The following is a 12,101-nucleotide window of genomic DNA, read 5'->3' on the forward strand; positions in this document are numbered from 1 at the left end:
AAGCTCGCTTTCCGTTGGGGCGAAAGGGGTTCAGGCCCGTTCGAGGACGAAGTCGTAGGCCGAGCGCAGGCCGCCGTCACCGGTGGGTTCCGGCCGCAGCACCAGTTCGGGTTTGGTGGCTTCGGCGATGTCGCTGTCGAGCCACTGCCCGCCCTCGAAGTACAACTGCGTGGTGATCGGCCGGTAACCGGGTGCGCGCACGATCAGGTGCAGGTGCGCGGGCCGCCACGGGTGCCAGCCCGCGGCTTCGATCAGCTTCCCGGTGGGGCCGTCGGTGGGGATCTGGTAGGGCGCGGGCTGGATCGTGCTGATCTCGAACCGGCCCTGGCCGTCGGCGACCACCACCCCGCGCAGGTTGCCCTCCGGGATGCCGGGCGCGAAACCGGAGTAGTACCCCTGCTCGTCGGCGTGCCAGAGGTCGAGTTCCGCGCCGTACACCGGGTTTCCGTCGACGTCGCGGACCTGGCCGGTGAACACCAGCGGGGTACCCGCCTCGTCCGGCCGCGACGGCAGCGCCGTCACCGACGGCAGCCGCGGCTGGTCCGGCAGGTAGTACGGGCCGAGAATGCTGCCCTTGGTGCCCTTCTGCGATTCCGCGGCCACGTCCTCGACCACGTGCTCCACGAAGACGTCGAGGAACAGCGGCCATTCGCCGCCCTCCCCCAGGTCCATCAGCCACTGCTTGGCCGCCTGGAACTCCGGGTAGGTCACCCGCTCGTCGCGGATGGCCTGGTGCACACCGGCGAGCACGGCGCGGACGACGGCGTCCACGCGTTCGGCGGTGGCCTCCCCGCCGGTGTGCCGCCGGGTGGCGCGGAAGGCTTCGGTGGCGGACGCGCCTGCCCCCGCCGCGGTGGGTTCTTCCGTGGTGGTCATGGGTTTCTCCTCCGCTCAGCGGGCCCGCAGGGTCTGGTCACCGGGGTTGTACAGGTCGGGCACGGTCCAGCCGTCGAGGTCGTACTCGGCCATGCACGACTCGGCGAAGCCCTTCATCCGGTCCGCTTCCCCGGACTGCTGGGCGGCGAAGAGCAGTTCGGCGCGCACGCCTTCGTGGTTGCCGGAGTAGTTGCGCTCGTAGAGTTCGTGGCGGCCGCCGAACTCGCTGCCGATCGAGTCCCAGATCAGCTTCATCAGCTTGACCCGCTCGACCGAGTCGTACCCGTTGGAGCCGCGCACGTACTGGTCGAGGTACGGGCGGATCTCCGGCGACTTGAAGTCCACAGAGGACGATGGCAGGTAGATCAGGCCGCTGCCGAGGTCCTGCATGATGATCTCGCGCACCCGCGGGTAGCCCACGGTCATGAACCAGCGGTACGCCAGCCCGTAGTCCAGGTGCGGCAGCACCGCGCCGTCGCGCCATTCGTCCGGCTGCGCGGCCATCGCGTCGGACAGCGCCCAGAACATGTTGCGCCAGCCGATGACCTCGCCCACCCGGGTCTGGATCCCGCGGAAGTCCTTGGTACCGGTGACCTCCACGCCCTTCATCAGCAGTCCGGCGATGAAGTCGAGCTTGACCGCGAGCCGGGTGACGCCGTGGAAGGTGAACCGGTGCAGGAAACCGGAACCGGGGAAGAAGGTGCTCGCCTTGTCGGCGTCCCCGTAGATGAACACGTTCTCCCACGGGATCTTCACCTTGTCCAGGATGAAGATCGTGTCGTTCTCGTCGAACCGGCTCGACAGCGGGTAGTCGAACGGGCTGGCGGTCTTGTCGGCCACGCCGGCGTAGGAGTTGCGGCAGATCAGCTTCATCCCCGGCGCGCCCATCGGCACCGTGCAGACCAGCGCGAACTCGCGCTTCTTGATCGGCAGGCCGTAGTGGGCGATGAAGTTGTAGTTGGTGATCGCCGAGCCGGTGGCCACCACCTTCGCGCCGGAGACGACCAGCCCGTCATCGGTTTCCTTCTCCACGTGGATGAACAGGTCCTTGACCTCGTCCGGTGCCTTGTCGCGGTCGACCGGCGGGTTGATGATCGCGTGGTTCCAGTACAGGACCTTCTCCTGCGACTCGCGGTACCAGCGCCGCGCGTTGCCGGCGAAGGGTTCGTAGAAGTCGGAGTTCGCGCCGAGCGTGCCGAGGAAAGCCGCCTTGTAGTCCGGGCTGCGGCCCATCCAGCCGTAGGTCTGCCTGGCCCAGGCCGCGATCGCGTCGCGGTCGGCGAACAGGTCCGCGCTGCTGCGCGGGGTGCGGAAGAACGGGTGCGTGAAGCCGTCGCTGCCGGTGTCGGTCGGCGTGGTCAGCACGTCGCGCTGGGCGGGGTCGTGCAGGGCGTCGTAGAGCCGAGCGGTCATCTGCACCGAGTTGCGGAAGGCCGGGTGCGTGGTGACGTCGTCGACCTTGTCGCCGTAGATGAACACCTCGCGACCGTCGCGAATGGACTCGACGTACTCGGCGCCGGTCATCGGGCGGGTGGTCGGACGGGCGGGCTCGGCGGTCGCCGGGGCGTGGTCCTGCTGGATGGTCATGGGAACCCTTCTTCGTTGAATGGTCCGGCTGGCTCAGGAACGGGCGGGCAGCGGCGAGAACAGTTCGGAGCCGAACCAGCCGCTGTCGGGACAGTCGAGCGACGCGGCCCAGGGCGGATCGGCCTGGATCGGCCCCAGTTCGCGGAAAGCACCGGCGTAGAACAGCAACGGGTCCGCGCCGCTGGTCTCGAGGTGGGCCACCTCGCCGATGACGATGAGGTGGTCGCCGCCGTCGTAGGTGCGCCACGGCAGGCAGGAGATGGTCGCCGCGTTCCCCGCCAGCACCGGGGCGGTCGGCCCCTCGGCCCACTCCGGCGGGGTGTCCTGCGGGCGGCCCGCGAAGTGCAGTGCGGTTCCGAGCTGGCCGGCGGCGAGCACGTTGACCGCGAACGGCGCGTCGCCGAGGTACCGGCAGGCCTTGGACCGGCGGGTCAGCGTGACCTGGCAGAGCGCCGGTTCGAGGGAAACGGCGGTGAAGGCGTTGACCGTGGCGCCGTGGGGCTCCCCGGCCTCGTTGCGGCAGGTCACCACGGTGACCCCGGTGGCGAACCGGCCGAATCCGGTCCGGATCTCCCGCTGGTCGAGCGTCTTGAGCGAGGACACTACGGCCTCCTGTACGCTATGCGTTCAAGTAGCACGCTCTGCGTGCAGGGTTGAGCGTGCCCCGCGCGCACACGTCGTGTCAAGCGGGGGTGGTACGAGAGGATGGCGATCATGACCACCGGACCGACCGATCGCGACCGCATCCAGAGCATCGAGCGCGGCTTCGCCGTACTGCTCGCGTTCGACGCCGAAAGGCCCAATCCGACGCTGGCCGAACTGGCCTCGGCCACCGACCTCTCCCGGCCGGCCGTGCGCCGGATTCTCCTTACCCTGCAACACCTCGGCTATGTGCGCGGCGAGGCGGGACGGTGGTCGCTCACCCCGCGCGTGCTGAGCATCGGGCAGCACTACTCGGCCTCGCACGCGATGATCGAGATCGCCCAGCCGCACCTGATGCGACTGGCCGAGCACACCCAGGAATCGGCTTCGCTGGCCGCGCTCGACGGCGCCGAAGTGGTGTACGTGGCCCGCGTCCCGGTCCGGCGGATCATGAGCATCAACGTTTCCGTCGGCACCCGCGTGCCGCCGCATTCGACCTCGATGGGCCGGGTGCTGCTGGCCTGGGAACCCGCCGAGGTGGTCGATCAGGTGCTCGCCGAGCACGGACTGCCCGCGAGCACCGAGCACACGATCACCGATCCGGCGCGGTTCCGCCGGGCACTGGCCGAAACCCGGGCGCAGGGCTGGGCGATCGTGGCCGAGGAACTGGAGATCGGCCTGCTCTCGGCGTCGGCGCCGGTGCGCGACCAGTCCGGGAAGGTGGTCGCCGCGCTGGCGTCGTCAACCTCCAGCGGCCGGTCGAGCGTGGCCGAGTTGCGGGAGAAGGTGGTGCCGGTGCTGCGCGAGGCCGCCGACCGGATCAGCGCCGACTTCGGGCACCGGGCCGCCGCGCGCGGGCACGAGGGCTTCTTCTGAGGTTTCCGTCAGCTCACTGGGGTCGTAGCACCAGCACGTCGGCGTCGTGCCCGTCGTCCATCGGGATGCGGAGCCGGACGTTGGCCCAGAACGTGGTCCGCTCGCCGTCGCGGCTGATGCCCCAGGCGAGCGTGCAGTTGTTGAGCACCTTCCAGCTCTCCTGGCTGGGCACGGTCCCCGGCGGGTCGCCCTCCCTGCCGGTGCGGACCTCCACCCGGAGCTGGGGCTGGGCCGCGGCGAACGGGCTGATCACCGCGTGCACCTCGCCGGGCAGCCGTCCGTTGCCCAGCGCGATCACCGCCAGTTCGTCGGCCACCAGCAGGGTGTCCACCACCGCGTCCCGGCCGTACGGCTCGACCAGCGCCCGGATGGCCGCGCGGACCCCGGCGAGATCGTTGACGTCTTTCAGCAGGTGCGAGGACTGCAACTCGTTCCCGTCCGGGATCGACATGAACGTCACCTCCGCGAGCGACTCAGGCGTCGGTGACGCGTTGTTACCCCGTTCAGCCGAAAGGCAAACCCGGGTGGCCTGCGCTTGGATGAGGACATGACCGAAGAGATCGTACTGGGACCGCTGCCCAAGGGCATCACGTTGGCCGGTGAGGCCATGGGCAGCCGCGTCTGGAACGTGCTGGGTCACCGGTACGCGATGAAGTCCGCCACCGAGAGCAGCTTCGCCTTCGAGACCTACGACCCGCCGGGCACCGGGGTGCCGCCGCACGTGCACCCCACCCAGGACGAGCACATCTACGTGCTGGAGGGGGTGTTCACCCTCTACCTCGACGGTGACTGGCTGACCGCCGGGCCGGGTGACACCGTCCGGATGCCGAAGGACCTGCCGCACGCCTACTACAACCGGAGCGAGGCGCCGAGCCGCGCGTTGTTCTGGGTCAGCCCGGCCGGGCGGCTGGCGCAGTTGTTCGACCGGCTGCACGACCTCACCGACCTGGCCGAAGCGGTCCGGGTCTCGGCCGAGCACGACGTGCACTTCCTGCCACCGGACGCGGTCGGTGAGCCGCCGTCCGGGCTCCGCGCTTAGCCCGTTCGGCAGAATGCCGGGGAATTCGGTGAAAAACCCACCACGGTAATTCTCACCCCCGGCGAGATCGGGTTCATTCGAACGGGTTTATCCGGGACGGGAACGGGATACCCGGGGCTTGCCCGCGCCACCACAGGGCGGCGCAGAAATCCCCACCTGGAGGCCAGTTAGATGATCGTTCTCGGCGTCATCCTGATTGTCATCGGTATCATCGCGAGCATTCCCGTGCTTTATTCAATCGGTATCGCGTTGGTGATCATCGGCGTTGTCCTCGCGGTACTCGGGCGGGCGGGCACCAAGGTCGGCGGCCGCAGCCACTGGTTCTAGAAAGGCCGATGGAAAGTGCTCCCCCGGCCCCGGCGCGCCTTCAGGTGCGCCGGAGCCGGAGCGCGTAGGCGGGCACCAGCTGGTCCGGCAAGGACAGTTTGTCGCGCCTGCCGTCGGCGTAGGCGAGGTCGAAGTTCACCACGCCGAGCCAGTCCCCTTTCACCGTGGGGAACCAGCCGTGCAGCCTGCCCGGTACCTCACCGGAGACGTCCAGCCCTGTTTCCACCACGTGCTCCGGCGCGCCGGGCACGCGGACGTAGAGCGCGTCCAGCCGCACCCACACCGGGGTGATCACCGGCACGCGGCCGTGCAGCTCGTCACCCCGCCAGCGGGTGTGCGGGCTGACGATCACGGCCGGTCGGGGTTGGTCGGCTGCTGCATACCCGGCAACATACGTCGCACAGGTGTTCGATGTCCACTGTGGCCTGTACGACACGCTCAACCGGTCAGCCGGAGCAGCCCCGCCTCGGTCGGGGAGAACCCGCACGCGTCGAAGTAGAACGGCCGCAACCGCGCCTCGAAATCGACGTGCAACCAGGTGCAGCCCGCCGACCGCGCACCGTCGGCGGCCCGGCGCACCAGTTCGGTGCCGATGCCCTGGTGCTGGTGGCTGGGCCGCACCTTCGGGTCGAGCAGGAACGCGTGGTCGCCGCCGTCCCAGGCGACGTTGGCGAACCCGGCGAGCACTCCGCCGGGTGGCCGGGCGGTCACCCAGCCGAGGCTGTGCGCCCGCACCCGGGTCCACCAGCCCGCTTTGTCCTGGCCGCCGTGCGACCGGGTCAGCTCGGCCAGTTCCTCGTCTCCGGCAGCTCCACGCCATTGGTAGTCCACCTGATCATGGTGGCAGTCACGCGGGGAAGAGCTCCGGCACCAAGTCCAGCGTGCGCTCGCGTTCCCGTTCGTCGCCGGTCGGCATGAGCAGCAGATCGGTCACCCCGGCGTCGGCGTACCGGCGGAGTTCGGCGGCCACCGCCGCTTCGTCCCCGGCGACCACCGTGTCACCAGGGCCGGACAACCCGCCTCGGTCGAGCACCGCGCGGTAGGCGGGCAGTTCGTTGATGATGGCGAGGTCGCGGGCGAAGCCCTCGCGCACGCGGTCGGGCTCGGTGGTCACGGAGACGGGCACCGACACCACCACCCGCCGGTCGGGCAGCCGCGGCACCAGGTAGTCGGCGATGAGCCGCGGCTGGACCCACAGCGCGATGGTGCCGTCGGCCAGCTCCCTGGTCACCTCCAGCATGCGCGGTCCGAGCGCGGAGACCAGCACGGACGGTTCCGGCGCGTCGATATCCAGCTGGGTGTCGACGGTGTAGAACCGCCCGGCGTGCTTGACGTGCTCGCCGCGCAGCAGCGGACGCAGGATCTCCAGGTATTCGCGCGTGTGACGCGCCGGCGCCTCGTAGGGCAGGCCGAGCTGGCCGGTCATCATCAGCTCGTGGCTCGGGCCGATGCCCAGGGTGAACTTGCCGCCGGTGACCGCCTGCGCGGTCAGCGCCTCGGTGGCCATCACCACCGGGTGGCGCGGGTAGGTGGGCACCACCGCGGTGCCCAGTTCCGCCGGTGAGTCCGCGGTCGCGGCCAGCAGGGTGATGGGGTCCATCCCGCCGGGCCGCTGGTTGGTCCACGCGCTGTGGTAGCCGCGGGCCTTGGCCTTCGCGGCTTCCGCGATGAGGTCGGCGACGGAGGAGTCGCCGAGGGTGACGAGGGATTGTCCGATCCGCATGCCCCCAGTCCACCGTTCCCGGCGCCGTCGATCGAGATCCAGTCGCCCCGCGCAGCGATAACATGAAGTGATCACTGAGGAGGGGTGGATGGAGCTGCGGGCGTTGCGGTACTTCGTCACCGTCGCCGAGGAACTGCACTTCGGGCGGGCGGCCCAGCGGCTGAACATCGTGCAGCCCGCGGTCAGCCAGCAGATCGCGCGGCTGGAGCGGGAGCTGGGCACGCGGTTGCTCGACCGCAGCCCGCGGACCGTCCGGCTGACCGAGGCCGGGCACCGGGTGCTCACCGCGGCGCGGGAAACCCTGGCCGCGGCCGACCGGGTGCGCGAAGTGGTGCACGAGCCGAGCTGCGTGGTCCGGATCGGCACGGCGGCCGGGCTCACCGCGCGGCTGGAACGCGGGATCGACGCGCTGCGGGAGCAGAACCCGGAGTTCGAACTGGTGCTGGTCGACCTGCCGGTGGCCGAGCGGATCGCCGCCCTGCGCCGCGGTGAGCTGGACCTGGCGCTGGTGCGCGGACCGGTGTCGGCGCCGGGGTTGCGCGTGCTGCCGGTGTGGACCGAGGCGCTGCACGCCGTGGTCTCGCGGCGGCACCCGCTCGCGGAGCGGTCGAGCGTGACCATCGGGGATCTGGCCGAGCACGTGCTGCGGGTGCCCTCCGACCCGCTGCTGCACGAGGCGGTCACCACCGCGCTGGGCCCGGGGGGTGCCCGGCTCGGCCGCCCGGCGGGCACCGTGCCGGACACCATCGTCGAGGTCGGTTCGGACCCGGGGAGCTGGGCCGTGCTGCCCGCCGCCGATGTCGCCGCGATCGGGTCGACCCGCGTGCGCTCCCTCCCGCTGATCCCGCCGATCACCATCACCGGCCACATCCTCACCCCGGACGGCGCCTTCCCTCGCCAATGCGCCGCCGCGGTCACCGCCGCTTTCCGGGACGCGCCCTGAGTTCTTCGGCCTGGTGGTAGTGGTGGGCGGCGGCCTCCGGGCGGCCGAGTGCCGTGGCCAGGTCGCCCAGGTAGCGCGCGACCGGGCCGAAGGTGAGCAGGCCGCTCCCCGCGCCGGCCAGTTCGCCGGCGGCCGGGAGCAGTTCGGCATAAAGGCGTTCCATCACCACGGTTTCGCCCCGGCGGAGGGCGTGCACCACGTGCAGGCAGGTGCGTGCCTCGAACAGCAGATCCCTCGGTGAGTCCGGAATGGACTGTCCCGAGTGGACCCACGGCTCGTACGGGCCGCAGTCCTCGTCGCCGGGGTTTTCGGGGTCGAGCAGGGCGAACGGCAGGATTCCCGGCTCCAGACCCGACATCCCCGTACCGGCCAGGCGCGCGGCGGCGGCATGGTAGGCCGGGCGCGCGTCGCCGCCGGTGATGGTCAGGCGGAGGGCGGCGTACCACGAGGTGAACACGCCGACCAGCGGGAGTTCGTACCGCTCCGCGAGCTGGTCCGCCGCCGCGGCGTGCTGGTCGGCGGCGGGCAGATCGGCCACCGCCGCGGCGGACTGGAGTTGGATCAGGTGGCCGAGCACCTCGAACGCGACCAGTCCACCGTCCTGTGTGGACACCGAAACCAGCTCGGCCCCGATCCGCCCCCGTTCCGGCGCCAGCCCGGCCCGGTGGAACGTCTGCAGGAAGAGTCCGTTGAGCGCCAAGGCGAGCAACCCCGGATCAGCCAGCGAACGGGCGATCCGCACGGCTTCCGCCGCCGCCTCCTCACCCCGGCCGCCGGCGTCCGCGCGCCGCTCCATCGCGATGGTGATCAGCAGCCGGGCCCGTTCGGCCGGAAATCCCTCCGGGAGCTCGGCGAGCACGCGTTCCGCGGCGGCCACCAACCGCGCCGAGAGCGCTTCGTCGTCGTTGGCCGTCCAGATCGCGGGCACGTCGAACGAACCCAGCACCCGCGCGGTCAGCACCGGATCACCAGCCGCCTCCGTGACCGCCTCGGCCCGCAACCGCCGCGCCTGCGCCAGTTCGCCGGTCACCGCCAGCGCCCGGACCAGGCCCATCGTCGCCTCCAGCCGGGCGCGTCCCGTGGACCTGGCCACGACCTCCCGCCACAACCGGGCCGCCTCGTGCGGAGCCGAGCGGCGTTCGGCGGCTTCGGCCGCGGCACGGGCGTAGTGCGCGGCCCGGTCCGCGACGGAAGCGCTGTCCGCCCGCAGGAAGTGGTGCGCGATCGCGGCGACGTCGCCGGGACGGCGTTGCTCGATGAGCTCCGCCACCGCGATGTGCCAGCGCGCCCGACGTGCCCGCGAAATGTCCTCGTACAGGGTTTCCCGCACCAGAGCATGTCCGAAGTGGACGAAGTCGGCGTCCGCCTCGACCAGGAATCCGGCCAGTACGGCCGATTCCACCGACGCCAGCACCGCGTCCTCGTCCCCGGCCAGCGCGATCAGCAGATCCAGTTCGACCTTCTCGCCGAGCACCGCCGCCTGACGCAGGTGCGTCGTCTCGGCGAGGGCGGCGAGCCGATGCCGGATGACCTCGCGGACCCCGGCGGGCACGGCATGCAGATCGCCTTCGTCCTCCCACAGGCGCGCCAGTTCCCGGACGAAGAACGGGTTCCCGCCACTGCGGCGGTGGATCACCCGCGCGTCCGGCGGTTCCGCCCGGCTCAGCGCCGTCACCAACGCCGCCACCTGCGATTCGGTCAGCCCTTCGAGGTAGATCCGCAGCGGTTCGGCCCGGGCCGCACGGCCGAGCGCCTCGGTCAGCGCGGCGGAGATCTCGGTCGACCGGTAGGTGCCGACGAGCAGCACCGGCCCGGCGCCGGGATCGGTGGCCAGCCCGGTCAGCAGCGCGAGCGTTTCCTCGTCGGCCCAGTGCAGGTCGTCGAAGACCAGCACCACCGGGCCCCGCCCGCCGAGCTTCGCCAGGTACTCCCCCATCGCCCGCTGGCGCCGGAAGCGCGCGACGGCGAGATCGCCACCGGGCACCGACGGGAGTTCGACGCTGCCACCCCACGCCGTGGCCCAGCCCATCGCGCCCAGCCGCCGGGTCAACGCACTGGCCAGCGCGGTTTTGCCCACCCCGGCCGAGCCGGACAGGAGCACCAGCCCCGGCCGGTCCGCCGACGCCGTGGCCAGCGCGGCCTTGACCAGTGCGTCCAGTTCGTCGTCCCGGCCGACGAACGGCTCTTCGTCCGGCGGCGCGACCGGTTCGCTCAGGCGTGGTTCCTGGGCCAGGATGTCCGCCTCCACCTGCCGCAGCTCCGCGCCCGGATCCACCCCGAGTTCCGTGCGCAGCACCTCGCGGGCCCGGCGCAACGTGGCCAGTGCGTCCCCCTGCCGCCCGGAGCGGTAGAGCGCCAGCGCGAGCAGCCGCCAGCCGTCCTCGCGCAGGGGGTGCGCGGCGACGTGGGCACGCAGGTCAGGCACGGATTCGGCGGCCTGCCCCGACGCCGTCGCCGCCTCGGCGCGGCGTTCGACGGCGAGCAGTCGCAGTTCGGTCAGCCGGTCGGCCTCGGCCCGCGCCCAGTCCTGCTCGGCGAACTCCGCGTAGGCGGGCCCCCGCCAGAGCGCGAGCGCGTCGTCGAGCAGGAGCCGCGCCCGTTCGGCCTGGCCCCCGGTCAGCAGGCGGGCGGATTCGGCGACGGCCGCCTCGAAGCGCCACGCGTCCACCGCGTCGGGCTCGGCTCGCAGGGCGTAGCCGGGTGAGGCCGTCACCAGCAGTCGCGACGGGGTGCGCGGCGGGCGGTCCGGCTCCAGCGCCTTCCGCAGCGCGCCGACGAAGGTCTGCACCGCGCCGAGTGCGCCGTCGGGCGGGTTGCCGTTCCAGAGGTCGTCGATCAGCCAGGTCACCGGCACCACCCGGCCCCTGGCCACCAGCAGCCGCGCGAGCACGGCCTGGTGCCGCGGCCCCTTCAACCCGACCGGCCCCGCCGCGTTCTCGGCGGCCAGCGGACCCAGCACCCGGAACGCCACCACGGGGGTCAATTTATCCGCGCTGATCGGTTGCTGATCGGCGGCGCCCACGATCGAGCGCATGATCCCTTCCTTCACCACCCAGCGCGTCACCGTCGCCGACGGCGTGGCGCTCAACGCCGCCATCGGTGGCTCCGGCGACCCGATCGTGCTGCTGCACGGCTTCCCGCAAACCCAGCTGATGTGGCGGCACGTGGCCGCCGACCTCGCCGCCGATCACACGGTCATCTGCCCCGACCTGCGGGGATACGGCGACAGCGACAAGCCCGAAGGGGCGGAGGCCTACGCCAAGCGCACGATGGCGGCCGACGTGGTCGCGCTCGCCCGGGCGCTGGGGCACGAGCGGTTCGCGCTGGCCGGGCACGACCGGGGCGCGCTGGTCGCCATCCGCGCCGGCCTCGACCACCCGGACGTGATCACGCACCTGGCCTCGCTGGACGTGCTGCCCACGCTGGACATGTGGGAGGTCATGCACGGCACGTCCGCCGCGGTGGGCTTCCACCTGTACCTGATGGCGCAGCCGCCCGGCCTGCCCGAGCAGCTGATCGGCAATTCGGCGGACGCCTTCTTCGGCTACTTCCTCGACCTGTGGACGAACGACCCGGCGGCCATCCCGCCGGAGGTGCGCGCGGCGTACCTGAAGGCCAGCCGCGAGGCGGTGCCCTCGATCGTCGCCGACTACCGCGCCTCGGCGGGCATCGACGTCGAACACGACGAGGCCGACCGCCGGGCGGGCAACCAGCTGCGCATGCCGGTGACCGTGCTCCAGCAGGACTGGGGCGCCGCGCTCGGCTTCGACGCCGCCGCCCGCTGGCGGGCGTGGGCGCCGGACCTGGAGCACCGGACCGTCTCCAGTGGACACTTCATGGCCGAGGAGGACCCCGGCGTGGTGGTCAAGGAGTTGCGCGCGCTGCTGGAACGGTGACGCCGGGCTCGCGGAAGAGGTTTTCGTAGGTGGCACCGGGCAGTTCGGCGGTGAAACCGTCGTCCTGCTGATCGGTCTGGGGATGGCTGAACAACGGATCACCCGTTGTGGCGGTGTTGACGGTAGAACTCCTTCGAATGCGCCGCGGGCCTCCGGGCCGGTCAGTTGCCAGGCGAAACGGGAGGCGCTCTG

At 71.5% G+C, this 12,101-nt stretch carries 13 protein-coding genes; 5 read left to right on the plus strand and 8 right to left on the minus strand.

Annotation, left to right across the window (positions count from 1 at the left end; translation table 11 throughout):
- Positions 1-30: 30 nt before the first annotated feature.
- From catA to JYK18_RS40885, 3 genes are read right to left on the minus strand one after another with little or no spacing between them, the layout of a single operon-like run.
- On the minus strand, positions 31-876 hold the full coding sequence (catA, locus tag JYK18_RS40875; protein WP_206809283.1) for a catechol 1,2-dioxygenase: 846 nt from the start codon (positions 874-876) through the stop codon (positions 31-33).
- Positions 877-891: 15 nt separating this feature from the next.
- Entirely contained in the window at positions 892-2,463 is a 1,572-nt protein-coding gene (locus JYK18_RS40880; RefSeq protein WP_206809284.1) for a 4-hydroxyphenylacetate 3-hydroxylase family protein, read from the minus strand.
- 33 nt (positions 2,464-2,496) lie between these two features.
- Positions 2,497-3,066, minus strand: a complete 570-nt coding sequence (locus tag JYK18_RS40885; protein ID WP_206809285.1) for a flavin reductase family protein — start codon at positions 3,064-3,066, stop codon at positions 2,497-2,499.
- Positions 3,067-3,177: 111 nt separating this feature from the next.
- Here JYK18_RS40885 and JYK18_RS40890 point away from each other — a divergent pair, with 111 nt between their 5' ends.
- The gene (locus JYK18_RS40890) at positions 3,178-3,981 is read left to right on the plus strand and encodes an IclR family transcriptional regulator C-terminal domain-containing protein (RefSeq protein WP_307796286.1); all 804 of its coding nucleotides are present in this window, start codon (positions 3,178-3,180) and stop codon (positions 3,979-3,981) included.
- A gap of 13 nt (positions 3,982-3,994) precedes the next feature.
- Here the strand turns inward: JYK18_RS40890 and JYK18_RS40895 are convergent, their stop codons facing one another.
- Positions 3,995-4,432, minus strand: coding sequence for a hypothetical protein (locus JYK18_RS40895; protein ID WP_206809287.1), 438 nt, complete (start codon positions 4,430-4,432; stop codon positions 3,995-3,997).
- A 96-nt stretch (positions 4,433-4,528) separates the two neighbouring features.
- On the opposite strand from JYK18_RS40895, the gene JYK18_RS40900 reads away from it, so the two are divergent.
- Complete coding sequence (locus JYK18_RS40900) at positions 4,529-5,020, plus strand: cupin domain-containing protein (protein ID WP_206809288.1); 492 nt, start codon at positions 4,529-4,531, stop codon at positions 5,018-5,020.
- A 171-nt stretch (positions 5,021-5,191) separates the two neighbouring features.
- Positions 5,192-5,347 carry a DUF6131 family protein gene (locus JYK18_RS40905; RefSeq protein WP_194240158.1) on the plus strand — a complete coding sequence of 52 codons (156 nt, stop codon included), beginning with the start codon at positions 5,192-5,194 and terminating at the stop codon, positions 5,345-5,347.
- Between the two features lie 40 nt (positions 5,348-5,387).
- Here the strand turns inward: JYK18_RS40905 and JYK18_RS40910 are convergent, their stop codons facing one another.
- From JYK18_RS40910 to JYK18_RS40920, 3 genes are all read right to left on the minus strand, one after another.
- Positions 5,388-5,699 carry a hypothetical protein gene (locus JYK18_RS40910; RefSeq protein WP_206809290.1) on the minus strand — a complete coding sequence of 104 codons (312 nt, stop codon included), beginning with the start codon at positions 5,697-5,699 and terminating at the stop codon, positions 5,388-5,390.
- An 86-nt stretch (positions 5,700-5,785) separates the two neighbouring features.
- Positions 5,786-6,178, minus strand: a complete 393-nt coding sequence (locus tag JYK18_RS40915; protein ID WP_206809291.1) for a GNAT family N-acetyltransferase — start codon at positions 6,176-6,178, stop codon at positions 5,786-5,788.
- A 16-nt stretch (positions 6,179-6,194) separates the two neighbouring features.
- On the minus strand, positions 6,195-7,070 hold the full coding sequence (locus tag JYK18_RS40920) for a TIGR03564 family F420-dependent LLM class oxidoreductase (protein ID WP_206809292.1): 876 nt from the start codon (positions 7,068-7,070) through the stop codon (positions 6,195-6,197).
- 88 nt (positions 7,071-7,158) lie between these two features.
- Between JYK18_RS40920 and JYK18_RS40925 the strand changes: the two genes are divergently transcribed.
- Positions 7,159-8,013 carry a LysR family transcriptional regulator gene (locus JYK18_RS40925; RefSeq protein WP_206809293.1) on the plus strand — a complete coding sequence of 285 codons (855 nt, stop codon included), beginning with the start codon at positions 7,159-7,161 and terminating at the stop codon, positions 8,011-8,013.
- On the opposite strand, the gene JYK18_RS40930 is transcribed toward JYK18_RS40925, so the two are convergent.
- Entirely contained in the window at positions 7,985-11,047 is a 3,063-nt protein-coding gene (locus JYK18_RS40930; RefSeq protein WP_206809294.1) for a BTAD domain-containing putative transcriptional regulator, read from the minus strand. The genes JYK18_RS40925 and JYK18_RS40930 overlap by 29 nt on opposite strands.
- Between JYK18_RS40930 and JYK18_RS40935 the strand changes: the two genes are divergently transcribed.
- A complete protein-coding gene (locus tag JYK18_RS40935; RefSeq protein ID WP_206809295.1) occupies positions 11,046-11,909 on the plus strand; it encodes an alpha/beta fold hydrolase in 864 nt (287 codons plus the stop codon). The two genes, JYK18_RS40930 and JYK18_RS40935, sit on opposite strands and share 2 nt — an antisense overlap.
- The last annotated feature ends 192 nt before the right edge of the window (positions 11,910-12,101 follow it).

It is taken from the genome of Amycolatopsis sp. 195334CR (assembly GCF_017309385.1).
Taxonomy (GTDB): domain Bacteria; phylum Actinomycetota; class Actinomycetes; order Mycobacteriales; family Pseudonocardiaceae; genus Amycolatopsis.

Excerpts from the sequence above, each read along its gene's own strand:
- JYK18_RS40905 (WP_194240158.1), top strand. The coding sequence starts at position 5,192 with ATGATCGTTCTCGGCGTCATCCTGATTGTCATCGGTATCATCGCGAGC.
- catA (WP_206809283.1), bottom strand. The coding sequence starts at position 876 with ATGACCACCACGGAAGAACCCACCGCGGCGGGGGCAGGCGCGTCCGCC.
- JYK18_RS40930 (WP_206809294.1), bottom strand. The coding sequence starts at position 11,047 with ATGCGCTCGATCGTGGGCGCCGCCGATCAGCAACCGATCAGCGCGGAT.
- JYK18_RS40880 (WP_206809284.1), bottom strand. The coding sequence starts at position 2,463 with ATGACCATCCAGCAGGACCACGCCCCGGCGACCGCCGAGCCCGCCCGT.
- JYK18_RS40890 (WP_307796286.1), top strand. The coding sequence starts at position 3,178 with ATGACCACCGGACCGACCGATCGCGACCGCATCCAGAGCATCGAGCGC.
- JYK18_RS40935 (WP_206809295.1), top strand. The coding sequence starts at position 11,046 with ATGATCCCTTCCTTCACCACCCAGCGCGTCACCGTCGCCGACGGCGTG.
- JYK18_RS40900 (WP_206809288.1), top strand. The coding sequence starts at position 4,529 with ATGACCGAAGAGATCGTACTGGGACCGCTGCCCAAGGGCATCACGTTG.
- JYK18_RS40895 (WP_206809287.1), bottom strand. The coding sequence starts at position 4,432 with ATGTCGATCCCGGACGGGAACGAGTTGCAGTCCTCGCACCTGCTGAAA.
- JYK18_RS40925 (WP_206809293.1), top strand. The coding sequence starts at position 7,159 with ATGGAGCTGCGGGCGTTGCGGTACTTCGTCACCGTCGCCGAGGAACTG.
- JYK18_RS40920 (WP_206809292.1), bottom strand. The coding sequence starts at position 7,070 with ATGCGGATCGGACAATCCCTCGTCACCCTCGGCGACTCCTCCGTCGCC.